This window comes from Streptomyces sp. ISL-10, assembly GCF_018614575.1.
In the GTDB taxonomy this organism is placed as follows: Bacteria; Actinomycetota; Actinomycetes; order Streptomycetales; family Streptomycetaceae; genus Streptomyces.
The window spans coordinates 33,611-57,687 of record NZ_JAGGOJ010000027.1 but is presented as its reverse complement, the minus strand read 5'-3'; the positions used below and the strand labels follow the sequence as shown (position 1 = coordinate 57,687).

The window sequence follows — 24,077 nt, the reverse complement described above, 5'->3', positions numbered from 1 at the left end:
GAGCATGACGGGCCGGTCCATACGGATGGCGGCCGCCACGGCGCTCGCCGCCGCGCCGACCCTCGGCGCGGCGGCCTGCGCCACCCGGGCACCGGCGGCGCGACGGGTACAGGGGCCAAGGACTCGGCCGCCGCCCCCATGAGGTCAGCGACAGCCGGCTGCAACGCGCCTGCCTCGCCCGCGCCCTGGTGGCTCAGCCCGCGCCTGCCGGTCTGCGACGAGATGGCCGCGATGCCGGACGCCTCCACCACCGCGGCCCTGGTCTCGTCGAGGACTACCGGCGGGCCAGCGGCGCGGGCCTCCTCGACGTCGGCTGCGACCACGGCCATGTTCTGCAGACGCTGGTGCGACCGCGTCGTCCACTGTTCCGAGACCACCTGCTGACAGACCGTCATCGCGCATGCCACGCCGCAGGCGCGAGAAGCGGCGGACAGATGAAGGACAGCCGAACTCGCGGCACAGGCCTGCCTGTTGTGCCTTCGCCGTCGGATACTCGCGGGAGTCCCGTACGACCCGCCGAGCCCGGAGGCCACCGTGCCGACCACCCGTCGCAGAGCCGTCACGACATTCGCCGCCGCAGTAGCGGGCGCCGTCGCCGCGCCCGCCTACGTACACACCGTCGCCCCGGCCCGTGCACACGCCGCCGAGCGCGGCAGCGAACCCGCCGGACCCCGGCCGCTCCGCCGGGCCCATGCCCACAACGACTACCTGCACCAACGGCCGCTCCACGACGCCCTCTCGCACGGCTTCACCAGCGTCGAGGCGGACGTCTTCCTCGTCGACGGCGACCTGCTCGTCGCCCACGAGCCCGCCGAGCTCGACCCCTCCCGCACCCTCCGCGGTCTCTACCTCGAGCCGCTGCTCGCCCGTGTACGCGCCAACCACGGCAGCGTGTACCGCGGTTACCGCCGGCCCGTTCAGCTGCTCGTCGACATCAAGACGGACGGCGTCGCCGCGTACCTCGAACTGGACCGCCAACTGCACGGCTACCGCCGGATGCTGAGCCGCTGCACCGACGGCCGCGTACGCCTCGGCGCCGTCACGCCGGTCGTCTCGGGCGACCGCGCGGCCCGCGCCCCCATGGAGTCACAGCGCCGGAGATACGCCTTCTACGACGGGCGCCTGGACGACCTCGCCGCCCCCGCTCCCGCCTCCTTCATCCCGCTGATCTCCAGCAACTGGACCCACAGCTTCAGCTGGCTCGGCACGGGCGAGTTCCCCGCCGCCGAACGGGAGAAGCTGCACGACCTCGTCACCACCGCCCACGGGGACGGCCGGCGGGTCCGCTTCTGGGCCACCCCCGACACGCCCGGGCCGGCACGCGACGCCCTGTGGCGCGAACTGCTGGCCGCCGGTGTCGACCACGTCAACACCGACGACCTGGCAGGACTCGAGAGGTTCCTCCGCTCAATGGACCACTGACCCGAGTCACCCGTACGGCGGACATGCCAGTCGGCCGTACGGGGCCCGCGCTGCGCCAGACTGGCCGCCGAATGCCGCAGACCCGGCGCGGCGAAGGAGGTTCGGCGATGGCCATTTCGATTTCGGTGGTGCTTTTCCTGCTGGTGCTCGCAGTCATTTTTCTGCGCAACGGCGGTCTGAAGCTGTCCCACGCGGTGGTCTGTGCCCTGCTCGGGTTCTTCCTCGCGGGCACGAGCATGGCGCCGACCATCCGGGACGGCATCGCCGCCACGGCGACCGTCGTCAGCAGCCTCCAGCCCTGAGCACCGCGGCACGGGTCAGGCCAGGAACGACCTGATCAGGAACCGCACTCCCTCCGGAGCCTCCAGGGAGAAGCCGCTGCCCCGGCCCTCGACGACGTCCACCACGAGCCGGGTGTGGCTCCACAGCTCGTGCTGACTCCGGGACATCCAGAACGGAACGGGCTCCTCGACCCCCGCCACGTGGAGCTCTGCCAGCAGCACGTCGGACGCCCCGGTCCGGAATTCACCGGCCTGATAGCACATGGGCGCACTCCCGTCGCAGCAGCCGCCCGACTGGTGGAACATCAGCGGCCCGTGCGCGGCCCGGAGCCGCCGCATCAGATCGGCGGCGGCAGGAGTGAATCCGACGGGCCGGGCCCCTGGCTCGTTCATGTGGCGACCTTTCGACGGGCGGCCGATGCGGAAGGTGACCAGTCAACTCCTCAGGGGGTTGCAAGCACGTTGCACGAGCCCGACGTCGGTACGACGATGGCCAGGAGCAGCGGCGCGGAGGCGGTGCAGAGGTGCAGATCACCCCTCACGACCGCGGGCAGGACCCACATGCGCACTCTCCGCAGCGTCACCGCCACATTCCGGTGTCAGGAGCGCGGACCGTCCGACTTTGCGGCACGCTCGTCGTTCTTCGCCTTGATGCGCGCGGTTTCCTTTCGCACATCGGCCTGGGTGGCCCGCTCCTTCTGCAGCCACTCGGGAAGCTCCCGCTTCAGCGCGTCGATCTGCTCCGTGGTGAGGGGTTCGGTGATTCCGCCGCGCGCGAGACCGGCGATGGAGATGCCCAGCTTCGCCGCGACCACCGGCCGGGGATGCGGGCCGTTGCGGCGCAGCTCCTGCAGCCACTCGGGCGGATCGGACTGGAGCGCGTTCAATTCGGTGCGCGAGACGACACCCTCCTGGAACTCGGCGGGGGTGGCCTCGAGGTACACACCCAGCTTCTTCGCCGCGGTCGCGGGCTTCATGGTCTGGGTGCTCTGGTGCGACGTCATGTGTCAAGGGTATCGAGCGTGTGTGCTGCCTCTGACCACGAACGGTAACCTGGCGGCGTGACAGGCTCGGATGTATCCCCTTCGTTCCGGCTCGCCTATGTCCCGGGAGTGACGCCCACGAAGTGGGTGCGGATCTGGAACGAGCGGCTGCCCGACGTCCCCCTGACCCTCATCGGCGTGCCCGCCGCCGAGGCGTTCGGCATGCTGCGCGGCGGTGACGCCGACGCCGGCTTCGTACGGCTGCCGGTCGACCGTACGGACCTCAGCGCCATCCCCCTCTACACCGAGACGACGGTGGTCGTGGTCCCGAAGGACCACCTCGTGGCGGCGGTCGACGAGGTGGCCACCGCGGATCTCGCCGACGACATCGTGCTGCACCCGCTCGACGACACCCTCGACTGGGAGCGCCCGCCGGGACGGCCCGCCAACGAGCGCCCGGCCACGACGGCGGACGCCGTCGAGCTGGTGGCGGCAGGAGTGGGAATCCTCGTCGTCCCGCAGTCACTGGCCCGCCTGCACCACCGCAAGGACCTGACCTACCGGCCGGTCACGGACGCACCCCAGTCGCGCGTCGCCCTGTCGTGGCCGCAGGACGAGACCACCGATCTGGTGGAGCAGTTCATCGGGATCGTGCGCGGCCGCACGGTCAACAGCACACGCGGTCGCCCCGCGGCCGCAGCCGAGCCCAAGGGCAAGAAGCCGGACAAGAAGCCGGACAAGGGCGGTGCGTCGCGGAAGCCCGCGGCCCGCACATCCGCCGGCAAGAGCGCACGGACCGGTTCCGGTACCAAGGCCGGCAAGCGCGGCAGGCCGCGCCGCCGGTCGTAGCACCGGCCGACGGCCCGACCGGCGCGTGACGAGCACGGCGACGGACTACCGCTTGACGCGCCCCCGCACGGCGAGCACCGCGAGGCCGAGCAGGACCGGTTCGGTGAGGCGCGCGAGCATCTCGGTGTAGGTGCCGGTCGTGGTCAGGTTCTGACCCGAGGAGCGGAAGATCACCGAGTTGACCACGACGCGCAGGCTCTTCTCGAACCGGTCGGACGAGAGCCGGTCCAGGTAGCCGCTGTCCGGGTTGACCGGCTTCGGCGTATCGGTCGTCAGGCTGACCTCCTGGCCGGTGACCGTCCCCTTCGACACCGGCTTCGGGTCGTCCTTCGGCAGCCCCCACAGCATCATCACCAGCAGCGTCGCCAGGACGGTCAGCCCCAGCCAGCTCACGGCGCGCAGCGCCCGCAGCCCGTACCCGGACACGGCCCAGTAGACGTTGAGCAGGCCGCGCTCGGCCCTGGGGGTCCCCGGGTCGTGCCGGCGCATCTCCATCTCGCCGTAGTAGAAGTCGGCCGCGCCGGGTTCGTTCTTGCTGTCCTCGAAGGACTTCCGCAGCTGCCGGTACACCGGCGCCAGCGACGCGGGCCGGGCATCGCCCGCACCGAACACGGCCACGTCCCAACCGCGCGTCGGCGAGCGGTGCGTTGCGCGCCAGTGCTGCTCCTCCGCGAGCGTCCGGCGCGCGGTGAACCTCACCGGACGCCATCGGCGACGTGGCGGGACCTCGGCGAAAGTGCACGTGCCCTCCAGTCGCAGTTGGTCCAGATGCACCGTTCCGGTCAGCAGGCAGCGCGACAGGTCGACATCGGCGAGGACCAGGTGGGCGGCATCGACGCCGCGCAGCGAGGAGATGCGCACCACTGGTCCCGACCCCTGGGCGAGCGCCGACTCGTCCACCCCGCGACCGTCCGGCAGCAGAAAGGGATCCGCCGCGGCGGAGATGCTGAGCGGGTACTCGAACACCGCGTGCGCGAAATCGACCGTGGCGTACCGCACCTCCAGCGCCGCCGCGGAGGACCACCGCGTGCGGCGGCACACCACGCGCCGGGCCGCGAGAGCGATGGTGACTGGGCCGCCGAACACGGTCCCGGCGAGCGTCACCTGCCCCGCGCACACCAGCGGCCCCACCATCGCCGCCCGGTCGAAGGCGGCCTCGTCGAACCCGGCATCACCGCCCACCGTGGCCGCGCCGAAAGCGACGTTGCCGCGGAACCCGGCCTTGTCGAACCAGGCGTCGCGGGCGAACGCCGCCCCTGAGAACAGGGCGTCGCCGCCGAAGGTCACCGACTCGAACGAGGTGACACCGCCAAAGGCCGCGGACTCGAAGGAGGCAACACCGGTGAAGGCCGCCGAACCGAACCGGGCCGTGTCGGCGAAACGAGCCGACTCGAACGAAGCGGCTCCGCCGAATCGAGCCGATCCGAACAGGGCGATCCCGTCGAAGGACACCGACTCGAACGAGGCATCGGTGCCGAACGTCACCGACCTGAACCAGGCACCTCCCGCGAAGGTCACCGAGGTGAACAGAACGTCGTCGCCCTCGAACTGCGCAAAATCGAACCAGCAATGGCCGTCGAACGCCACCGAGTTGAAGGCGGTGCCACCGCCGAACGCCGCGGAAGCGAACGAGACGTTACCAGCGAAGGCCACCGACTCGAACGCGGCAACGCCCTCAAAGGTCGCTGCATCGAACGACGCCCCGTCGTTGAACCTCACCGCGTCGAACAAGGCGTCACGGCGGAACGTCGCTGAATCGAACCGGACCTCACGGCTGAACAGCACGGCGTCGAGCAGCACGATCCCGTCGAAGGCCGCCGACTCGAAGGAGGCAATGCCGGTGAACGTCACCGAGTTGAACAAGGTGTCGTCCGAGAACGTCACCGATTCGAACTGCGCAGCGCCGAACACCGGCCGACCGGTGGACGGTTCGCGAACGGCGTCGTGCAGACGGTCCAGGAGAGCGGCATCGAGCGTGGTGCCCCGGAGGTCGATGTCACCGCCAGGGGCCAACGCGGCGAAGTACGCGTCGCGTTCGGTGTCTGTGAGGTGAGCCAGGCAGGCGCTGTACGGATCGACGGAATGCCCGATGCAGCCGACCGGATCGCCGGCGGTTGTGCCCTGGCCGCAGTGGGGCCAGGCCGGGGAGGAGGAGACGGGTGCCATGTCGGAGAGGACCTTTGACGCGGCCGTTCGGTTGCCGTCCCGCGATCGCCATGGCGAACGGCACGCTGTACGGCATTGTCTCGCGTGCGGCTCCAGCCGGCCTCGGCAGGCTACGCGAGCCCCTCGACTGCGCCGACGTGAACCGACCGCGGCGTCGATGTCGTCGACTCCAACTCCGCGACGAGGAGGAGGAGTTCATCGCGGGAGACCGAGTCGGTCTGCGTCGACGGCACGGTGCAGGCGTAGGCTCCGGCCACCGCGCCGTGCAGGCCGCACCGGTGCGGTGGCTCGCCGGCCGGCCAGCCGAAGAGGAAGCCGGACGCGACGGCGTCGCCGGCGCCGTTGGTGTCCACCACCGGTGCCGGGGGTGTGATGGTGTGACCCCGGCGCCTCCCAGGACGAGAACATCGATGCCGGAGCTCATGGGCGTTCCTCTCGGGAACCCGGCCCGCGCCGACCGGGGGCGGAGCCTGGCGCACCAGGGCATCACACCACGATCTCGGGACGGGCACGCCCGGTCCGTCACTCCTCGATCGTGGCGATCGCATCGACTCCGGTGTGGCGCAGGGTCCGCTGGACGTCGCGCCGGGCACCGCGGATGTGCACCGTGGCGGTCGCGGGCAGGCGCGTTTGCGCCCGCAGCAGGGCGTAGGCGCATGCCAGGTCGATGCTCTTCAGGTTCTCCATCTCCAGTACCCACTCCCGGGCGTCACGCAGTCGCTGGTCCATGAGTAGTTCTTCCAGCTCCAGCACCATGTGCGCGTGCAGCTCCCCGGAGAAGGCGAGGACAGCTCTTCGGCCGTCCGACATGGTGATGGTGACGTCAGGAGTCTGGGGCACTGCGGCGGAGTGCGATTCCGTTGCCACGGCGACCTCCTAGAAAGCGTCCTGTGCGTCTTCATTGTCCCAGGCGATAAGCGTGCGCCGGCGAAAGGCGTCCCAACCGCGACGGCCACCACGCCCTCGGACTGGCGTCACCGCCGGAATGGCGTTGTGAGTCACCACAAAGGTGCCACAATGCTTTGCATTGACGCCACTATGGTGCCATGGTGGCGCTGTGGGCTCAGTGCGTCGACCACCTCCGTCATGAGCTCTCCGTGGCCGCGGACGCGGCCGGCGACGAAGTCCGCGCCCTGGCCGAGCGGCTCACCGCGCTTGTGGAGTCGGCCGCCCGGCTCACCCTGCTGAACGCGCCGTCCGCCGCGATGGCGGAGGTCGCCGGTGACGTGGCCCCGGGCTCGGTCGAGGTGGCCCCGGGCTCGGTCGAGGTAGGGCTGCGCGGGCTCGACCCCGAGTTGGTGGTGACGCCACCGCCCGTGCGAGAGCCGTACGGGGAAGCCGAAGCGCCCGGCAGCGCTCCGAACGATGTGTGGCCCCGTCGCCGCCGGCCCCTGCCGCCGGCGGACGAGGGCGGTGGGGCGCGAATCAACTTCCGCCTGCCCGCCCACCTGCACGGGATGGGTCCGCCGGCCCGTAACGAGCCGGCACACGGTTCGGGAGCTCCGAGAACGGCGACGTCACGGGTGCCGCCGGTGACGAGGAAGACCAGAGCTCATGCCGTGAACGCCCAGATGAGAGTGACGGTTCCGGTGAGTCCGATGGTGCCGAGGGTGGTTCCCGCGGCGGCGGTCCACATGCGGCCGTCGCCGTGGCGGGCGTAGTAGATGCCCGATGTGCCGAAGGTGACGGCGAGGGCTCCGGCGATGAACCCCCATGGGAGCGTGACGAATGCGAGTGCGGGCACCCATGCGCCTACGGCGGAGAGGGCGCCGAGCACAAGTGAGGTGGGGCCCAGGGCGACGGCGGGTGAGTCGGTTCGGTCGGACACAGTCGGCTCAGGCATGACCTGATCCCCCTTTGAACGGGTTCAAATTGTGTGCCGATCCTACCGGTGAGGGTGTGGCAGGCCGCGGGGGGTCGGGACAGCGAACTTCCGTCGGCAGGGCGGAGGTTCGTCAGCAGGTGCATCGGATCTTGTCCGCGTGCTGGATCGACCGTTGGACCCGCCTTCGCCGGCGCCCGGTGAAGGCGACCGCTGCCTCCTGGACACGGCCCTGCCCCCGCCTGGCCCCTCCTCGGGTGCCGACCCCGCGGCGTCGCTCGATGATGGGCGCATGGATGTCACCGAGGTGCTGCTGCCCGGTGTGGGCCTGCGCTATGAGTTCACCAGTCGCCGGGGGGACCGGGTGGGTGTGGTCGCTCGGCGCACCGGTGACTTCGAGCTGGTCGTCTACGCGGGAGAAGACCCGGACGAGGGCCGGGCGGTCCTTCAGCTGAACAGTGAGGAGGCCGATACGGTCGCGGAGATCCTTGGCGCCCCGCGCATCGCGGAGCGGTTCGCGGACCTCACCAAGGAGGTGCCGGGACTGTTGTCCGGGCAGGTCGAGGTGCGGTCGGGCAGTGCGTACGACGGCCGACCCCTCGGCGCCACGCGAGCGCGGACACTGACCGGAGCGTCGATCGTCGCGATCGTGCGGGGCGATGAGGTGATTGCTTCACCCACGCCGCAGGAGGTTCTCCTGGGCGGCGACGTCTTGGTCGTGATCGGTACGCACGAGGGCATCGCGGGCGTGGAACAGATCATCCGGGGCTGAGCACGTGGCTACCCCGGTCGCGCTGCTGCTGGAACTGGGTGTGATCCTTGCCGCCTTGAGCGTGCTGGGGACAGTGGCGCGGCGCTTCAACCTCTCACCCATTCCGCTGTATCTGCTCGCCGGGTTCGCCGTGGGGGAAGGAGGAATTGCCCCGGTCCCCGCCGCCGGGGAATTCGTCGAGACCGGTGCCGCGATCGGCGTGATCCTGCTCCTGCTCGCCCTCGGCCTGGAATTCTCCCTCGCCGAGTTCGTGGTGGGTTTGCGGCGGCACGTACCGTCGGCTCTGGTCGATCTGGTGCTGAACGCCGCACCCGGCGCGGTGGCCGGCTGGCTGCTGGGCATGGACGGCGTCGGGATCCTCGCGCTGGCCGGCGCCACGTACATCTCCTCCTCCGGAATCGCTGCCCGCCTGCTGGCCGACCTGCGCCGGCTGGGCAACCGGGAAACACCCGCCGTTCTGTCCCTGCTGGTCATCGAGGACTGCGCGATGGCCGTCTACCTACCGGTCCTCGCCGTCATGGCGTCCGGCGGCGTGTGGTGGCAGGCGGTCCTGAGTGTGCTCGCCGCCGTGGGGGCGGTGCTGGCCGCGTTCACCATCTCCTACCGGTGGGGGCACCACCTGGGAAGGCTCGTCTCCCACCCCGACGCCGAGCAGCTGCTGCTCAGGGTGCTCGGCCTGACGCTGATCGTCGCCGCACTGGCCGAATTCGTTCACGCCTCGGCCGCCGTCGGCGCCTTCCTCGTCGGACTCACCCTCACCGGTGAGACCGCGATCCGCACACGCGCCGTGCTCAGCCCCTTGCGTGATCTCTTCGCCGCCGTGTTCTTCCTGGCCATCGGGCTGTCCATCGACCCGGGCGACCTGCTGCCCGCTCTTCCCGCCGCACTCGCGCTCGCCGCGGTCACCATAGCCACGAAAGTGTTCACCGGCCGGTACGCCGCCGCACGCGACCAGGTGGGCCGCCGAGGCCGGCTGCGCGCCGGAACGGTACTCATCGCACGCGGCGAGTTCTCCCTCGTCATCGTCGGACTCGTCGGGACGATGCACGACAGACTCGGCCCGCTGGTGACCGCGTATGTCTTCATCCTCGCCATCGCGGGTCCCCTGCTCACCCGCATGGCCGGGACCACCCCGCTCACGCCCCGGCCCACGCCCGGCGCCGAGGCCGACAGGCCCCCGTAGCATTGATTGATTGATCGCAGCGCCTCTCGGAGGCCGGCCGGAAGAGCGTCATGAAAGCAAGCGGCGGGCGACAGCAGGGCACAGGTCCGAGCTGACGCCCGCGGTCACATGGGCCTGCGTTCCGGGCCGGTGGTCACGCCAGTGCGTTCACCGCGGTGGCGAAGAGGCGTGGGAGCCGCTCGGCCGCGGGAACGATCAGCTGGGCCAGTCGGGGCTGCTGCCGAGCCCGTACAAGACAGTCGGTCAGAAGCCGGTGGCGCCGGGTCGCGGCTTTCCAGGCGGACTCGTAACCGGCGGGTGCACCGCGGCGCAGATGGTCGACCAGGACTTCGGCACCCGTCAGGGCCAGCGAGAGGCCTTCCCCGGTCAGCGCATCGATGTATCCGGCGGCGTCACCCACGAGCAGCACGCGTCCGTGGACGCGCGTGCTGGCCATTTGGCGCAGCGGGCCCGCGCCCCGCACGTCCGTGACAGCCGCCTCGGCGGGGAGCCGGGCGGCCAGTTGGCGGAATCCGGCCAGCTGTGTGTCGAACGGCGAGCGCCAGGACGTCAGAAGGGCCAGGCCCAGAAGCCGGGGACCGAGCGGCGTCACATAGGCCTCCCCCTGCGGCGCCCAGTGGACTTCGACGTACGGCGATTGCGGCGCCACGGCGTAGTGCCGGCGCAGTCCGTACCGGGGCGTGCCCCGGCTGGTGGTCGCCAGGCCGAGCGACCGCCGTACCGGCGAGTGGAGGCCGTCCGCGGCGATCAGCCATCTGGCGCGCAGGCCAGTACCTGATGCGGTCACTCCCGTCGCGTCCTGGCGCACGCCCGAGACGCGGAGGGGCAGTACGGGGACTCCCGCCTCCACGACCGCCGTATGGAGTGCCAAATGGAGGCTGGTACGGCGCACGCCGAGGCCGGGGCCCTGCCGGAACGCCGCCTGAACCCCCCGCCCGTCCTGTACGTAGCGGATGCCGGCGAGGGGCTGGCCGGGCACCGTCACACCGAGTGCCCGCAGCGCCCGCACCGCGCCGGGCATGAGTCCCTCGCCGCACGCTTTGTCCACCGGCGCTCTGCGCGGCTCGGCCACGACGACGTCGAAGCCTGCCCGCACGGCGTGCAGAGCGGTCGCCAGTCCGGCGGGCCCCCCTCCGGCGATCAGGAGGTCGTGGGCCGCTTTCATGCCGCCGCCGCCCCGGCGAGGGCGGTGTTCTCGCAGTGGACACGGACGCCGAGCAGCACTGCGTTGGCCGTGGTGATCACGGTGGCGGTCAGCCACGCCGAGTGCACCAGTGGCAGGGCGGCGATCTCCGCCACGACGGCCACGTAGTTGGGGTGGCGCGCGAAACGGTAGGGGCCTGCACGGACCAGGCGCGCTCCGGGCACGACGATGACGCGGGTGTTCCAGTACGGTCCGAGTGTCGCGATGCACCACCACCGCAGCGCCTGGGCCAAAACGACGATGCCCAGCATGGGCCAGCCGAGGGCGGGGAGGAACGGTCGGCCACCGAGCACCGGCTCGATCAGGCAGCCCACGAGCAGAGCGGTGTGAAGGGCCACCATGACGGGGTAGTGTCCGCGGCCGTGTTCCACGCCGGCACGGGCGAGAGTCCAGGCGGCGTTGCGCCGGGCCACGACGAGTTCGATGCAGCGTTCCGCAGCGATGGCGAGAACGAGAAGGGTGTACCAGAGCATCAGCGGTTCCTCACCAGCGCAGGAGGACGAATTCGGCGCAGAACCCCGGTCCCATGGCGAGGAGCACGCCCCAGGTACCGGGTTTCGGGCACCCGGTCCTGCCGATGTCCTCGAGAAGTCTGAGCACCGAGGCGGAGGACATGTTCCCCACGCTGGCCAGCGAGCGCCAGGCGGAGTCCAGTGCACCTTCCGGCAGGTGGAGCGTGTCGGCGACCGCGGCGAGCACCTTGGGTCCTCCGGGGTGGCAGATCCAGGTGCCGATGTCGTCCGGTCCGAGGCCATGGGCGGCGAGAAAGGCTCGCAGGTCCGGGCCGAGGTGGGCCCGGACGATGTCGGGGATGCCGGCGTCGACGACGACGCGGAAGCCACTGGCGCCGATTTTCCAGCCCAGCAGATGTTCGGTGTCCGGGTACAGGCGGCCCCGGGTGCCCACCACCTCCGGCCCCGCCGCCCGGCCGCCGCGTGCGACGACGGCCGCCGCACCGTCGCCGAAGAGGGCCCCGGCGACGAGGTTGGCGAGCGATCCGTCGCGCTGCTGCAGTGTCAGGGAACAGAGTTCGACGCTGAGCAGCACAGCGGTGTCGTCCGGATGGCCGCGCAGGTAGTCGTTGAGCCGGCCGAGGCCGGCGGCGCCCGCGACACAGCCCAGGCCGAACACGGGGATCCTCTTGACGTCGGGCCGCATGCCCATGCGAACGGCGAGGCGGGCGTCGAGTGAGGGAGCGGCAATTCCCGTGATGGACGTGCAGACGAGCAGGTCCACATCCGAGGGCGTGATCCCGGCGCTGTCGAGGGCACCGGCCAGTGCCTCCTCGCCGAGCTCCAGACCGGCCCTCATCCAGGCGGCGTTGGCCTGTCCGAAGTCGGTGAGTCCCGGATACCGTTCGATGGGCAGGGCGAGGTGACGGGTACGCACCCCGGCCGAGCGGTGCAGGCGGCGCAGCAACGCGCGGTCCTGGCCCGGCGGCAGGCACAGGTCGCCGATCAGTTCGGTGAGGTCGTTCTGGGCGTACCGGTGCGCCGGCAGGGCGGTGTGCACAGCGACGAGGGCGGTGGTCCGGTCGGAGGCGAAGGACTGGGCAGGGGCGTCTTCGTCGAGCGCGGGGACACGCATACCGGATGTCTCCTCACGTTCGGTGCGGTGACTACGTTGTACCCGTGTCTCTATACCGCCCTGCGACTGCCCCGCGGGCGACACACCGGCTACCAGTGTTGCTGCGCGCGTGTCATCCGGAGCCGACGGTCGCCGTGACGGTGTTCGTGACCGCGCTCGCGGTGTCGGCCGGCCGCGGACCGGCCGGTTCCGTGGGCGTCGGGGCCGCGGTGCTGGCCGGACAGCTCTCGGTGGGGTGGTGCAACGACGCGGTCGACGCGCGGCGGGACGCGGCCACCGGCCGCTGGGACAAACCGGTGGCGGCCGGCGCACTGGCACCGCGCGTGGTGGCCATGGCGGCTGTGGCGGCGCTGATCGTCTGTGTGCCGCTGTCGCTGCTCGGCGGAGCCTCGGCGGCGACGGTGCACCTGGCGGGAGTGCTGGCCGGCGGCTGGGCCTACAACCTCTTCCTGAAGGGCACTGTGCTGTCCCCGCTTCCCTACGCCCTCGGATTCGCCTCCTTGCCCGCGTTCGTGACGCTCGGACTGCCGTCCCAGCCGTGGCCTGCCTGGTGGGTGTCGGCCGGGAGCGCCCTGCTCGGAGTCGGGGCGCATCTCGTCAACGTCCTCCCCGACATCGACGACGACCTCGCGACCGGTGTCCGAGGCCTGCCGCAACGCCTGGGCGCCACCGCGTGCCGGTGGCTCGCTCCCGCGGTGATGCTGACTGCCCTCACCGTGCTCACCTCAAAGCCTCCGGGCACACCCGGAGTCCTTGCCTGGGCGGTTGCGGCCGTGGCCGCGTGTACGGCGATGGCCGGTACCGCCATGCGGCACGGCAGCGACAGGTGGCCGTTCCGGGCCGCGATCACGGTGGCCGGGCTGGCGCTGGCACAGCTGCTGCTGAGCGGCGCGCACATCGTCTGACACCAGGAAGTCCGCTGCCCGCGAAGGAGGGCCGTGATCATGATTCGTTGGCGCGACGTCGAAGACGGGCCCTCGTCCGCTCAGTCGGACGTCGGGCGCAGGATCAGGCAGACGAATCCGAAGGCGTCCCGGTAGACACGCAGCCATTCGTCGCGATGCGTCGTGGCTGCCGCGAGCGCCTTTGGACTGTCCGGATCGTCGGGATGGTCGAGGGCCCATGAGGCCAGCGACCCTGTCCAGGCCCATTCGTACGCGTCAAGCTCTCGGCGTGTGCTGATGTGCCCGTAGGCGGGTGTCCACCCCTCAGCGACGACGCGGTCCATGGTGGTCGGCAGGTCGGTGAGGTCCCCGAGCATCTCAACGGCCTCGGGGGTGGGCTCGCGTGCCCAGAACCCGTCACCGATCAGGACGCGCCCACCGGGTGCCAGATGCTTGCGTGCCGCCGCGAGGGTGGCGGGCAGGCCGCCGAAGGCATGCGCGGCCCCGACGCTGATCACCAGGTCGAACGCGTGTGAGGCGGTGAACTCGGCGGCGTCCCCGTGGTGGAGGACGAGGCGCTCTTGAACGCCGAGGATCCGTGCGGTCTCACGAGCATGCGCCAACGAGCCCTCGCAGATGTCCACGCCGTCGGCCCTCAGCTGCGGGTGCGCGGTCAGGGCACGCCCGAGCCACTCTCCTCCGCCGCAGCCGAGGTCGAGTACCCGCTCATCGCCGCGTGTGATGCCGCGTTCCAGCAAGCGGCGCACCGAGTCGTCGTCGAGTGGGGCCGCGATCGGGTGATCCGCATGAGCAAGCCGGGAGATCTGTTCACGGTTCACCGGCGGAGCCTGACAGGGCCCAAGGCTACGCGCACCTGCTTTTCCTCCGGAGACGGGACGCTGCCCGGTCCGTTCCTCCGCCGTCCTGACTGCCCGCTCCTGGCTTGTCAGTGGCCTCTGCGTATCCGGGCGGCTTTGCGGGCTTCCGCGGTCTTGCGGGCTTCGGCGCTCTTGCGGGATTCCTTCGGGGAGCGGCCCGGCCGGGTGCCCAGGCCGAGGAAGGGCGCGTTGCCGCCGGTGGCCTTGCCTCCGGTGGGCGGGCGCTTCGCTCCCGTGATGCTGGTCAGCTTCTCCTCGCCGGAGCGCACCTGTGTGACCGTCGGCCGGATCCCGGCGTCGGACATCATCCGGTTCACGTCACGCCGCTGGTTCGGGGTGACGAGGGTGACCACGCTGCCCGACTCGCCGGCGCGTGCGGTGCGGCCGCCCCGGTGGAGGTAGTCCTTGGGGTCGGCGGGCGGGTCGACGTTGACGACGAGGTCGAGCGCGTCGACGTGGATGCCGCGTGCGGCGACGTTGGTGGCCACCAGCACGGTGACGTCACCGTTCTTGAACTGTGCGAGCGTGTGCGTACGCTGCGGCTGCGACTTCCCGCTGTGCAGGGCGGAGGCCCGGATACCGCTGCTGCGCAGATGGCGGGTGAACTGGTCGACGCCGAGCTTGGTGTCCAGGAACATCAGCACCCGGCCGTCCCGGGCAGCGATTTCCGTGGCGGTCGCGTACTTGTCCGCGGGGTGGATGTGCAGCACGTGGTGCTCCATCGTGGTGACCGCGCCTGCCGCCCGGTCGACCGTGGCGAGTACCGGGTCGTGGAGGTAGCGCCGGACCAGATGGTCGATGTTGCGGTCGAGCGTGGCCGAGAACAGCATCCGCTGCCCCTCGGGACGCACCCGATCCAAGAGCTGCGACACCTGCGGCAGGAACCCCATGTCGCACATCTGGTCCGCCTCGTCCAGCACCGTGATCCGCACCTGGTCGAGGCGGCAGTCCCGGCGCTCTACCAGGTCGGTCAGCCGCCCCGGTGTCGCGATGACCACATCGGCGCCGGCCCGCATCAAGGCTGTCTGCCTCCCGATCGACACCCCGCCGACCACCGTCGCGAGCCTGAGCTTCAGCGCCAGCGCGTACGGTGCCAGCACGTCGCTCACCTGCTGCGCGAGTTCGCGAGTCGGTACCAGGACCAGCCCGAGCGGCTGCTTCGGCTCGGCGCGCCGGCCTGCCGTACGGACGAGCAGGGCCAGCCCGAAGGCGAGGGTCTTGCCCGAGCCGGTCCGCGCGCGGCCGAGGATGTCCCGGCCGGCCAGCGCGTCGGGCAGGGTGGCCGCCTGGATCGGGAACGGCTCCGTCACCGCGTGGCCGGTCATCACCTGCACCACCTCCGGCGGCAGCCCCAGTTCGGCGAAGGACTCGGCGGGCGGCGAACCGGGCGTCAGCGTCTCCGCCGAGAGTTCGCCCCGCGGCGCCGTTGCCCGCTGGGTCTTGTCGGCACTGCTGTGCCCAGGGGCTGACGACTTCGCGTTCATGGGGGCCCTTCCGTGGTCTGGCGCCGGAACGAGCCGGGGCCCGCACCCCTTGGTGCGGGCCCCAGGAACGTCGAAGCGTATACACATTTTACCATCGAACCATTTGGCTTCAGCCGGTCTGCCCGTCCTCCGTCGGGTCTGCCCGAAGACCTCGCCCTCGTGCATCCCGGTGCCCCACGCTGCGTACGAATCCGCAAACCAACCGCGACGGGCACCGCCCGGGCCTGTCGGGCGGCGCGGCTCAGCCAGAACGCGATCGTCAGGTGGAGCGCTGAGCGCTCCGGGATGCGGGATGCGGGATGTGGGATGCGCAGGACCAGTCGGCCGGGCCAGGCCGTCGCCTTTCTGTTGTTCAGAGGGAAGAGAAGTCGTCCCGGGCCAGGGCGTAGATGGTGCAGGGGCGGCCGAGGACCTCGTCCTCGCGTAGGCGCGTGAATCCGAGGCGCTGAGCGACGGCGGAAGAGGCAGTGTTGCCGTGATGGATCATGGCGGTGATCTGCCTGAGCCTCAGGGGCCCGAAGCCCCACGTGAGGACCGCTCGGGCCGCTTCCGTGGCATAGCCCCGCCCCCAATGGGCGCGGGCGAAGGTCCAGCCGATCTCGGTCTCGCCGAACTGCTCCCACCAGTTCAGGCCGCAGCGGCCGATCACTTGGCCTGTGTTGCGCAGTTCGACGGCGCACAGTCCATGACCGCGCTGAGCCCACTGCTGCTGTATCTCGTGCAGGCGTGTTGCGGCCTGCTCTTTGGTGTAGCTGCCGACGAACCGGTTGATCTCCTCATCGGCGTGGAGATGCACCCACCAGTCGGTGTCGGCGACGGTGAGCGGGCGCAGCCGGAGGCGTTCTGTGGTGATCACTGTCGTTCAGTCCTTGCTTTCGACGGGGTTGTGAGGGCAGTGCGCTACTTGGACTGCAATGGCTGAGACTGTGCCGTGGGCGCGTTGTGCCTCGCGTGTCGGTGGATGACGGCGTGCGCCGCTTCCGCCGCCCCGAGGCCGAGCGCGATGAACGCTGCACCGACGGGACCGAGCCAGTGCGCGCCGAACCAGGCCATCCCCGTCTGCCCGACCAGGGGGGCGACCGAGACGCCGACGTAGACCATGGCTGAGGCGAGGCCGGTGAGCAGAGGTGCCGCCGTCGGCATGGCGGTGATCAGGCGATGGGTCTGCGGTGCCAGGAGTCCCCATCCGCAGACACCCCACAAGAGGAGTGCCGCGATGGCGGAGGGCAGATGTGCGCTCGTCCACGGCAGCAGTGCAAAGTCGACAGCGGCCACGGTGATCGCGGCATTGATGATGCGCCGGTGGCCGAAGCGGTCGATCAGACGGCCCGAGCCGAGAGTTCCGGCGGTGGCGGCCAGTCCCCACACGAACAGCAGTGCAGCAAGGGTAGTGCCGCTGCCGCCGGTGGCGCGGTCGAGGCTTTCGCCGATGAAGGAGTAGACGGTGTACAGACCGGTGTAGACGAGGAGGGTGGTCAGCAGGGTCAGGCCGATGCGGCTGTCGGCGAGCGGAGCAACGCGGGTGCGCAGCGGCACTGCCGGGGGTGTTGGTATCGGGCGCAGGAGCAGGGCTGTGCCTGCGGCGGCCAGCACTCCGAGCGCGGAGACGAACAGCATGGTGGCCCGCCAGTTACCGGTAAGGCCGGCGATCGCCGTGCCGATGGGCGCCCCGAGCGCGGTCGCGGCACTGAGGCCGGTCATGACTGCGGCGATGGCGCGGCCGCGACGCTCCGGTGGCGCGAGCGCGGTGGCCGCGGCGACGGCGGCGGGAGTGACCATGGCGCCGCCGAGCCCGGCGAGCGCCCGCGCGGCCAGGGCCACGCCGAAGGCCGGAGCGAAGGCGGTGACGAGGTTGCCAGTGGTGAAGATGGCGAACCCGGCGAGAAACAGGCTTCGGCGCGGCCAACGGGTGGTGAGCGCTGCCATGACGGGGCCGAGGACGGCATAGGTGAAGGCGTAGGCGGTGAGCAGCCAGCCGGCGGTGCCGACCGCGACACCGAGGGAGTGCGCTGCGTCCGGCAGGATGCCGGCGATGACGAAGCTGTCGGTGCCGATGGCGAACATTCCGGCGGCCAGGACGACGAGTGATCGGTTCACGATGAGGGGACCTCCAGAGATTGGATGTAACAGGAATGGTTACGACAAAGGCCCGAAGAGAGGCCGGTCCGGGAGGACCGGCCGACAGCGATTGCGGGGGCTGGCTCAGGGGTGGGGAACCGTCTCTCTCGCCACGTCGGCGACGGTGACGGTTGCCAGTTCGGCTTTCATCGACTCCGCTGCGCGGTCGTACACCTCTCGCAGCACTGGTGGGATGCCCCGCCCGACGGGGCACTCCTGATTGGGGGGCGCGGCGTGCAGCGCGATGAGCGGATCGCGCTCGACGGCGAGGTAGACGTCCCTCAAGGTGATCGATTCCGGAGCGCGGGCCAGCCGCCAGCCCGCGCCCTGACCCCGCTGCGACTCAACCAGACCCGCGTCGCGCAGACTTCCAAGGGTGCGGCGGATGACAACAGGGTTGGTGTTGACGCTGGCGGCGATCTGGTCGGATGTCACGATGCCGTCGGGGCGCTTGGGACAGACCCATGCCATCCAGGTGAGTGTGTGCGTGGCCACGGTCATGCGACTGCTCGTGCTCATGAGACCTCCCGCCATCCGAAGTCGTCGACGTCACCCGTGTCGCAACTAATACTGTTACGACACGGGTTCGCATGTCCAGCCGTACCTGCAGTCCGACGCCCGACCTCCGTGAATCACCGCAGCGACTGCGACACGGTTGCGCGAGTACGCATGCGACCGCACCCTCGAAGGACACGAGTCCGCCCGCAGCTTCGTCGGCGGCGAGGCGTGGAGCCGGACCCGCACGCGGGCTTCCTTCCCGCGTGGTGAGGCGCTCCGGGGACCTCAACTGGCCGATCAGCAACCGCCGTTCATCCGAGGAACTCACATGTTCGCGTTCCTATGCGTGACGCATCGCGTCCACCAGTCCAGCAACGAGGTTCGCCCGCTCGGCCATGGCTTCGATCACCAGGTACTCGTGGTCGGCGTGGGCACCGCCCCCGACTGCTCCAAGGCCGTCAAGTGTCGGCACACCCAGCGCGGCCGTGAAGTTGCCGTCACTTCCGCCGCCGACTGCCTTGCCTTCGAGGTCGGGAAGCAGCCGCTTGGCCACCGCAAAGAGCTCGGCCGACGCCGACTCGGGCATCGGGGGTCGGCTGACGGCTCCCTGAACCGTGATCTCCGCCTCGTCGAGATGCGGAGACAGTGCCGCGAACGCGGATTCGATGCGTTCTTTCTCGCCGGCCGCCTCGACGCGGACGTCGACGACGACGGTCGCCGCTGCGGGAACGACGTTGTCGAGGGTGCCTGCGGACGCGACGGTCGGGGTGACAGTCGTGCCGATGTCCGGTCGGCCGAGCGCTGCGATGTCCAGTACCTGGTGTGCTGCTTCGATCAGCGCGTTGACCCCGGCTGCGGGCTCAAGGCCCGCGTGCGACGCACGGCCCGTCACAGAGACGCGGAACGTGCCGCAGCCTTTACGGCCGGTCTTCAGCGCGCCACCATCAGCGGCGCCCTCGAGAACGAGTACAGAGCCGCAAGCAAGGGCTCGTTCTTCGATGAGAGCTCGAGAGGAGCGGGAGCCGACCTCTTCGTCGGCGGTCACCAGGATCTCGACGCCTGACCGGTCATCGAGCGTCGCCAGGCCATGAACTGCCTGTACCAGACCGCCAAGCATGTCAAAGACCCCGGGACCGGTCGCATGCCCGTCTTCGACCATGAACGGGCGGCGTTCAAGGGTGCCGAGCGGAAACACCGTGTCATGGTGACCGAGGATCAGTACGTGGGGATCGCCACCAGCTGACCAGTGGACGTGCGGCCCGGCTTCGCTTTCAATGAGCACGGCCTGGCCGCCGAGGCGGCTCTCGATGACAGCGGCGACAGCTTTGGCCGATACCGTCAAGGCGTCGAGATCGCGCGATGGAGACTCGATCTCGACGAGTGTTTTGAGGTCCTCAAGCATCGCCTCAACACTCACTTGGACGGTCTTGTGCGTCGTCATGGTGCAAGGCTAGTCGGCACGCCGTGGCCGACTGGCGCCGCATCGACCCCCACACGCGGACAGTGCGGGCACTCTGCGTTCCACCGTGCTGCCCAGGTCGGCCGTGGCGGTCATGCTCCGTGCTCGGGCAGCCGGCGCCGTACTGGTTCGCGACGCCACGCGACGCAGAACGTCCAGGCCGGCCGGTACCGGCCGGCCTGGACGTCATGGTCAGACGAGGTCGAACCGGTCGAGGTTCATCACCTTGTCCCACGCCGCGACGAACTCGTTCACGAACTTCTCCTTCGCGTCATCGCTCGCGTAGACCTCCGCGAGCGCGCGCAGCTCGGAGTTCGACCCGAAGACGAGGTCGGCACGGCTGCCCGTCCACTTGACCTCGCCCGTGGCGGCGTCGCGGCCCTCGAACGTGTTCGCGTCCTCGGACGTCGCCTTCCACGTCGTGCCCAGATCGAGCAGGTTGACGAAGAAGTCGTTGGTCAGCGACCCCGGGGTTGTGGTGAAGACGCCGAGCGGCGACTGCTGGTAGTTCGTTCCCAGGACGCGGAGGCCACCGACGAGGACCGTCATCTCGGGGGCGCTCAGGGTCAGCAGGTTGGCCCGGTCGAGCAACAGGTACTCGGCCGGCAGCCGGTTGCCCTTCCCGAGGTAGTTGCGGAACCCGTCGGCCGTCGGCTCGAGCGCGGCGAACGACTCCACGTCGGTCTGCTCCTGCGACGCGTCGACGCGGCCCGGCGTGAAGGGAACCTGGACGTCGAAGCCCGCGTCCTTGGCAGCCTGTTCGACGGCGGCAGCACCGGCGAGCACGATCAGATCGGCGAGCGAGATCTGCTTGCCGCCGGTCTGGGCGGCGTTGAAGGACTGCCGGACCCCCTCCAGGGTGCGCAGCACCGTCGCCAGCTGGTCGGGGTCGTTGACCTCCCACCCGCTCTGCGGCTGGAGGCGGATGCGCGCACCGTTGGCGCCGCCGCGCTTGTCGCTGCCCCGGAAGGTCGAGGCCGAGGCCCACGCGGTGGACACGAGCTGGGACACCGACAGGTCCTGGCCGAGGATCTGGCGCTTGAGGGCGGCGATGTCCTCGGCGTCGACGAGCGCGTGCGTGACCTCGGGGAGGGGGTCCTGCCACAGCAGGGTCTCGCTCGGGACCTCCGGGCCGAGGTAGCGCACGACCGGGCCCATGTCGCGATGGGTCAGTTTGAACCACGCCCGGGCGAAGGCGTCCTCGAACTCGTCGGGGTTTTCGAGGAAGCGCCGCGAGATCTGCTCGTACGCCGGGTCGAACCGGAGCGAGAGGTCGGTCGTCAGCATCGTCGGGGCGTGGCTCTTCGACGGGTCATGGGCGTCGGGAACCGTACCCGTGCCGCCGCCGTCCTTCGGCCTCCACTGGTGCGCCCCGGCGGGGCTCTTGAACAGCTCCCACTCGTAGCCGAAGAGAATCTCGAAGAAGCTGTTGTCCCATGCGGTCGGGGTGTTCGTCCAGATTCCCTCGAGACCGCTGGTGATCGTGTCGCCGCCCTTGCCGGTGCCGTGGCTGTTCCTCCAGCCGAGGCCCTGCTCCTCGATCGGGGCGGCCTCGGGGTCGGGGCCGACAGCGTCCGCCGGGCCCGCGCCGTGGGTCTTGCCGAAGGTGTGACCGCCCGCGATCAGGGCGACCGTCTCCTCGTCGTTCATCGCCATCCGGCGGAACGTCTCACGGATGTCGCGGGCTGCGGCGAGCGGGTCCGGGGTGCCGTTCGGACCCTCCGGGTTGACGTAGATGAGGCCCATCTGGACCGCGCCGAGCGGGTTCTCCAGCTCCCGGTCGCCGGTGTAGCGCTCGTCGCCGAGCCAAGTGGACTCGGGACCCCAGTAGACGTCCTCCTCGGGCTCCCAGACGTCCGCACGACCGCCGGCGAAGCCGAAGGTCTTGAAACCCATCGACTCCAGGGCGACGTTGCCCGCGAGAATCATGAGGTCGGCCCACGAGATGTTCTGGCCGTACTTCTTCTTGACCGGCCACAGCAGGCGGCGGGCCTTGTCGAGATTCCCGTTGTCCGGCCAGCTGTTGAGGGGGGCGAAGCGCTGCTGGCCGGCGCCCGCGCCGCCTCGGCCGTCGCTGATCCGGTAGGTGCCCGCGCTGTGCCAGGCCATCCGGATCATGAACGGGCCGTAGTGGCCGAAGTCGGCGGGCCACCAGTCCTGGGAGGTTGTCAGCACCTCCGCGATGTCCCGCTTCACTGCTGCGAGATCGAGTGACGTGAACGCCGCGGCGTAGTCGAACTCCTGGCCGAGGGGGTTGGCCACGGCGGGGTTCTTGGCAAGAATCTTCAGATTGAGCCGCTCCGACCACCACTGGCGGTTTCCCCCGCCCTGCGTCGGGTGCGGGGCGCGCCCGTGCGCGACCGGGCAGCCACCTCCGCCCTCCGTTTTCGCGTCTGTGACGATTGCATCAGGGTTCTCGGACATGGGAATCCTTTCCGACGGGGCGGATTGTGGTGCTCAGTAATCGCTGGCGGTGGAACAGTCGGGGCACGGGCGTTCCTCGAACGGGGCCGGGCTGCCGACCGGCTTCATCCGGCATACGGGTCCCCTCGCGGGGAGCGCGCGGAGGGCTCCGGGCACGACTGGGAGAGAGGTGCCGCGGATGCGACACGAGCAGCGCGACACGGGCCCATCAGCCGCAACTCGCCACCAAGTTGCTGGTCGGCGGTGGTCCCGTCATGTCTCCGTCTCCTGCCGTGCTGGAGGCTCCTGCTCCCTTGGCTATCGCCGGAACCGATCCTACGATGGACACAGTCCAGGTCAAGAAGCTCACCTGATCTCTGTGCAATGAGGACCCGGACATCGACCGGTAAACTTCGGGTATTCCGCCAAGCCTGAATGGGTGAACCCATATGAGTGACCTGCTGGAGCGACTGCGAGGCCGTGGCTGGCGGGTGACCTCCCAGCGGCGTGTCGTGGCCGAGGTCCTCGACGGCGACCACGTGCACCTCACGGCCGACGAGGTCCACGCCCGCGCGGCACGGCGACTGCCCGAGATCTCCCGGGCGACCGTCTACAACACCCTGGGCGAACTGGTCTCCCTCGGTGAGGTCATGGAGGTCGCCACCGACGGGCGCGCCAAGCGCTACGACCCCAACGCACACCACCCGCACCAGCACTTGGTGTGCTCCCGCTGCGGCACGATCCGCGATGTCCACCCGACCGGAAATCCGCTGGCCGACCTCCCGGCGGAGGAACGGTTCGGCTTCACGGTGTCCGAGGCCGAGGTCACTTACCGCGGTCTGTGCCCCTCCTGCGCCTGATACTTCTTGACCGGCTGCGCGAGCCAGGCTCGACCAGGGCGTCCGCCCGTGCGGTCAAGGCATGCCTATGACTCGTGATCGCGCCGGTCTGCGGCGAACCGTGCGGGTTGCTCGCTGCCCGCCCCGACCTTCTGCAACGCGCTTGATGGACAACGTTCCTGACGAGTGTCGCGTTCACATGACTTGTGCGACCTTGTAGGCGATGCCGCCTTCGACGAGGTATCCCGACCCCACGCAGACGATGTCGTTGAGCCAGGCGTACGGCTGCGCTCCCGTTTCGAAGAGCGGGTTTGTCCGGAAGTAGTAGCGGGCGGGATCGACCCGGTGTCTGGTGGCGGGATCGGCCATCGCGGTGCGCAGTTCGGCCGGGGTGACCCAGCGTCCGCCGTACGTCATGTGCACGAGGTGATCGTCGTGCGTGCGCAGGATCAGCCGGACGTCCAGTGTCATCACTCCATCGGATCGGAACAACGCCCAGTCACCGCCGCCGGTCAGCACCTCACCTCGCAGTCTCGGGCCGTCGAACGATCCGCCGGCCGCGCCGAAGAGGACTCGCCGCCCGATCGGCCCGGCACCGGTGTCCAGCCGGGGATTCAGATCGACCACGATGTCGAACAGGTGCTCCGTTCTGATCTCGGCGATGGCCTTCACTCGCGGGTCCGACGTCATGTCCTACCGCCCTCCTGGCCGGGCGACACGGGCAGGCCGGTGGCGCCGAACACCTTGCGGCGGACCGCGTCCGTCGAGACGCCCGACTGGGCACAGAGCGCCGACAGGTCGAAGAAGAACCGCTCGCGGGCGATCAGGCCGTCCTTGAAGGCGAACTGGATGAATACCGGCAACTCGGCCCGCCTGCCGTTGGGGACCACGCCGAACCGGTCGCCGGTCATGGTCATTTGCGCAGTTCCCCAGCAGATCAGCGTGTCGCCGTTGTCGGCGTGTCCCTGCAGAGTGACGTCGTAGTCGGGAAAGGTGGCGAAGAACCTGGTCAGCGCCTTCTCGTTCGCGGCAGTCCCGCGGGCCGTCGTGCCCACGGCCGGGGCTTCCAACACCATGTCGGGGTGGCAGAGTTCCATGGCCGCGGGCACGTCCCGCCGGCTCTTGGCGACGGCGAGCGCCTGCGCCAGCTCCAACATCCGATGGCCGTTCAATGTGCGCACCTTCCCGTTCGGCGGTTGCGGTTGCCGAACTGAACGTACGACCGATCGTATTGTTTGGCAAGGC

General features: G+C 70.0%; 25 protein-coding genes and 2 pseudogenes. 9 read left to right on the top strand and 18 right to left on the bottom strand.

Going from position 1 to position 24,077, the window contains the following annotated elements:
* Nucleotides 1-122: 122 nt before the first annotated feature.
* The 3 genes and pseudogenes from J7E88_RS36320 to J7E88_RS27485 all read left to right on the top strand — a co-directional run.
* A pseudogene (locus tag J7E88_RS36320) lies at nucleotides 123-384 on the top strand (ABC transporter ATP-binding protein); the annotation flags it as partial.
* 150 nt (nucleotides 385-534) lie between these two features.
* Complete coding sequence (locus J7E88_RS27490) at nucleotides 535-1,422, top strand: phosphatidylinositol-specific phospholipase C/glycerophosphodiester phosphodiesterase family protein (RefSeq protein WP_215185740.1); 888 nt, start codon at nucleotides 535-537, stop codon at nucleotides 1,420-1,422.
* Between the two features lie 107 nt (nucleotides 1,423-1,529).
* Nucleotides 1,530-1,724: a hypothetical protein gene (locus tag J7E88_RS27485; RefSeq protein ID WP_215185738.1), complete on the top strand. Its 195-nt coding sequence runs from the start codon at nucleotides 1,530-1,532 to the stop codon at nucleotides 1,722-1,724.
* 15 nt (nucleotides 1,725-1,739) lie between these two features.
* Here J7E88_RS27485 and J7E88_RS27480 read toward each other — a convergent pair whose 3' ends face one another.
* Complete coding sequence (locus J7E88_RS27480; RefSeq protein ID WP_215185737.1) at nucleotides 1,740-2,096, bottom strand: DUF779 domain-containing protein; 357 nt, start codon at nucleotides 2,094-2,096, stop codon at nucleotides 1,740-1,742.
* A 206-nt stretch (nucleotides 2,097-2,302) separates the two neighbouring features.
* Nucleotides 2,303-2,707 carry a DUF5997 family protein gene (locus J7E88_RS27475; protein WP_215185735.1) on the bottom strand — a complete coding sequence of 135 codons (405 nt, stop codon included), beginning with the start codon at nucleotides 2,705-2,707 and terminating at the stop codon, nucleotides 2,303-2,305.
* A 57-nt stretch (nucleotides 2,708-2,764) separates the two neighbouring features.
* Here J7E88_RS27475 and J7E88_RS27470 point away from each other — a divergent pair, with 57 nt between their 5' ends.
* Complete coding sequence (locus J7E88_RS27470; protein ID WP_215185733.1) at nucleotides 2,765-3,535, top strand: LysR family substrate-binding domain-containing protein; 771 nt, start codon at nucleotides 2,765-2,767, stop codon at nucleotides 3,533-3,535.
* 45 nt (nucleotides 3,536-3,580) lie between these two features.
* Here the strand turns inward: J7E88_RS27470 and J7E88_RS27465 are convergent, their stop codons facing one another.
* The 3 genes and pseudogenes from J7E88_RS27465 to J7E88_RS27455 form a co-directional block, all read right to left on the bottom strand.
* Nucleotides 3,581-5,701, bottom strand: a complete 2,121-nt coding sequence (locus J7E88_RS27465; RefSeq protein WP_215185731.1) for a pentapeptide repeat-containing protein — start codon at nucleotides 5,699-5,701, stop codon at nucleotides 3,581-3,583.
* 110 nt (nucleotides 5,702-5,811) lie between these two features.
* Nucleotides 5,812-6,075 (bottom strand): annotated as a pseudogene (locus tag J7E88_RS36315) (PfkB family carbohydrate kinase); the annotation flags it as partial.
* Between the two features lie 148 nt (nucleotides 6,076-6,223).
* Entirely contained in the window at nucleotides 6,224-6,568 is a 345-nt protein-coding gene (locus tag J7E88_RS27455; protein ID WP_308307633.1) for an STAS domain-containing protein, read from the bottom strand.
* 179 nt (nucleotides 6,569-6,747) lie between these two features.
* Here J7E88_RS27455 and J7E88_RS36310 point away from each other — a divergent pair, with 179 nt between their 5' ends.
* The gene (locus J7E88_RS36310) at nucleotides 6,748-7,362 is read left to right on the top strand and encodes a hypothetical protein (protein WP_251023297.1); all 615 of its coding nucleotides are present in this window, start codon (nucleotides 6,748-6,750) and stop codon (nucleotides 7,360-7,362) included.
* Here J7E88_RS36310 and J7E88_RS27450 read toward each other — a convergent pair.
* Entirely contained in the window at nucleotides 7,254-7,544 is a 291-nt protein-coding gene (locus J7E88_RS27450; protein WP_215185727.1) for a hypothetical protein, read from the bottom strand. The genes J7E88_RS36310 and J7E88_RS27450 overlap by 109 nt on opposite strands.
* A gap of 271 nt (nucleotides 7,545-7,815) precedes the next feature.
* Between J7E88_RS27450 and J7E88_RS27445 the strand changes: the two genes are divergently transcribed.
* The gene (locus J7E88_RS27445) at nucleotides 7,816-8,295 is read left to right on the top strand and encodes a cation:proton antiporter regulatory subunit (protein WP_215185725.1); all 480 of its coding nucleotides are present in this window, start codon (nucleotides 7,816-7,818) and stop codon (nucleotides 8,293-8,295) included.
* A gap of 4 nt (nucleotides 8,296-8,299) precedes the next feature.
* Entirely contained in the window at nucleotides 8,300-9,478 is a 1,179-nt protein-coding gene (locus J7E88_RS27440) for a cation:proton antiporter (RefSeq protein WP_215185723.1), read from the top strand.
* A gap of 133 nt (nucleotides 9,479-9,611) precedes the next feature.
* On the opposite strand, the gene J7E88_RS27435 is transcribed toward J7E88_RS27440, so the two are convergent.
* From J7E88_RS27435 to J7E88_RS27425, 3 genes are read right to left on the bottom strand one after another with little or no spacing between them, the layout of a single operon-like run.
* The gene (locus tag J7E88_RS27435) at nucleotides 9,612-10,643 is read right to left on the bottom strand and encodes an NAD(P)/FAD-dependent oxidoreductase (RefSeq protein WP_215185721.1); all 1,032 of its coding nucleotides are present in this window, start codon (nucleotides 10,641-10,643) and stop codon (nucleotides 9,612-9,614) included.
* Nucleotides 10,640-11,155, bottom strand: a complete 516-nt coding sequence (locus J7E88_RS27430; RefSeq protein ID WP_215185719.1) for an isoprenylcysteine carboxyl methyltransferase family protein — start codon at nucleotides 11,153-11,155, stop codon at nucleotides 10,640-10,642. Before J7E88_RS27430 ends, J7E88_RS27435 begins: the two co-directional genes overlap by 4 nt.
* Before the next feature lie 10 nt (nucleotides 11,156-11,165).
* On the bottom strand, nucleotides 11,166-12,269 hold the full coding sequence (locus tag J7E88_RS27425; RefSeq protein ID WP_215185717.1) for a type III polyketide synthase: 1,104 nt from the start codon (nucleotides 12,267-12,269) through the stop codon (nucleotides 11,166-11,168).
* Between the two features lie 134 nt (nucleotides 12,270-12,403).
* Between J7E88_RS27425 and J7E88_RS27420 the strand changes: the two genes are divergently transcribed.
* Nucleotides 12,404-13,174, top strand: a complete 771-nt coding sequence (locus tag J7E88_RS27420; RefSeq protein ID WP_308307632.1) for a UbiA family prenyltransferase — start codon at nucleotides 12,404-12,406, stop codon at nucleotides 13,172-13,174.
* 80 nt (nucleotides 13,175-13,254) lie between these two features.
* Here the strand turns inward: J7E88_RS27420 and J7E88_RS27415 are convergent, their stop codons facing one another.
* The 7 genes from J7E88_RS27415 to katG form a co-directional block, all read right to left on the bottom strand.
* Complete coding sequence (locus J7E88_RS27415) at nucleotides 13,255-13,992, bottom strand: cyclopropane-fatty-acyl-phospholipid synthase family protein (protein WP_215185713.1); 738 nt, start codon at nucleotides 13,990-13,992, stop codon at nucleotides 13,255-13,257.
* A 107-nt stretch (nucleotides 13,993-14,099) separates the two neighbouring features.
* Nucleotides 14,100-15,515, bottom strand: a complete 1,416-nt coding sequence (locus tag J7E88_RS27410) for a DEAD/DEAH box helicase (protein WP_215185711.1) — start codon at nucleotides 15,513-15,515, stop codon at nucleotides 14,100-14,102.
* A 352-nt stretch (nucleotides 15,516-15,867) separates the two neighbouring features.
* Complete coding sequence (locus J7E88_RS27405; protein WP_215185709.1) at nucleotides 15,868-16,371, bottom strand: GNAT family N-acetyltransferase; 504 nt, start codon at nucleotides 16,369-16,371, stop codon at nucleotides 15,868-15,870.
* A 44-nt stretch (nucleotides 16,372-16,415) separates the two neighbouring features.
* The gene (locus J7E88_RS27400) at nucleotides 16,416-17,612 is read right to left on the bottom strand and encodes an MFS transporter (protein ID WP_308307631.1); all 1,197 of its coding nucleotides are present in this window, start codon (nucleotides 17,610-17,612) and stop codon (nucleotides 16,416-16,418) included.
* 105 nt (nucleotides 17,613-17,717) lie between these two features.
* A complete protein-coding gene (locus J7E88_RS27395) occupies nucleotides 17,718-18,152 on the bottom strand; it encodes an Rrf2 family transcriptional regulator (protein ID WP_215185707.1) in 435 nt (144 codons plus the stop codon).
* Between the two features lie 319 nt (nucleotides 18,153-18,471).
* On the bottom strand, nucleotides 18,472-19,572 hold the full coding sequence (locus J7E88_RS27390) for a M20/M25/M40 family metallo-hydrolase (protein WP_215185705.1): 1,101 nt from the start codon (nucleotides 19,570-19,572) through the stop codon (nucleotides 18,472-18,474).
* 210 nt (nucleotides 19,573-19,782) lie between these two features.
* Entirely contained in the window at nucleotides 19,783-22,014 is a 2,232-nt protein-coding gene (katG, locus tag J7E88_RS27385; protein WP_215185703.1) for a catalase/peroxidase HPI, read from the bottom strand.
* A gap of 428 nt (nucleotides 22,015-22,442) precedes the next feature.
* Between katG and J7E88_RS27380 the strand changes: the two genes are divergently transcribed.
* A complete protein-coding gene (locus J7E88_RS27380; protein ID WP_215185701.1) occupies nucleotides 22,443-22,853 on the top strand; it encodes a Fur family transcriptional regulator in 411 nt (136 codons plus the stop codon).
* Nucleotides 22,854-23,027: 174 nt separating this feature from the next.
* Here the strand turns inward: J7E88_RS27380 and J7E88_RS27375 are convergent, their stop codons facing one another.
* Nucleotides 23,028-23,522 carry a DUF3237 domain-containing protein gene (locus J7E88_RS27375; RefSeq protein WP_215185699.1) on the bottom strand — a complete coding sequence of 165 codons (495 nt, stop codon included), beginning with the start codon at nucleotides 23,520-23,522 and terminating at the stop codon, nucleotides 23,028-23,030.
* Nucleotides 23,519-24,004 (bottom strand): ester cyclase, encoded by a 486-nt coding sequence (locus J7E88_RS27370; RefSeq protein ID WP_215185697.1) that lies wholly within the window; start codon nucleotides 24,002-24,004, stop codon nucleotides 23,519-23,521. Before J7E88_RS27370 ends, J7E88_RS27375 begins: the two co-directional genes overlap by 4 nt.
* Nucleotides 24,005-24,077: the final 73 nt, after the last annotated feature.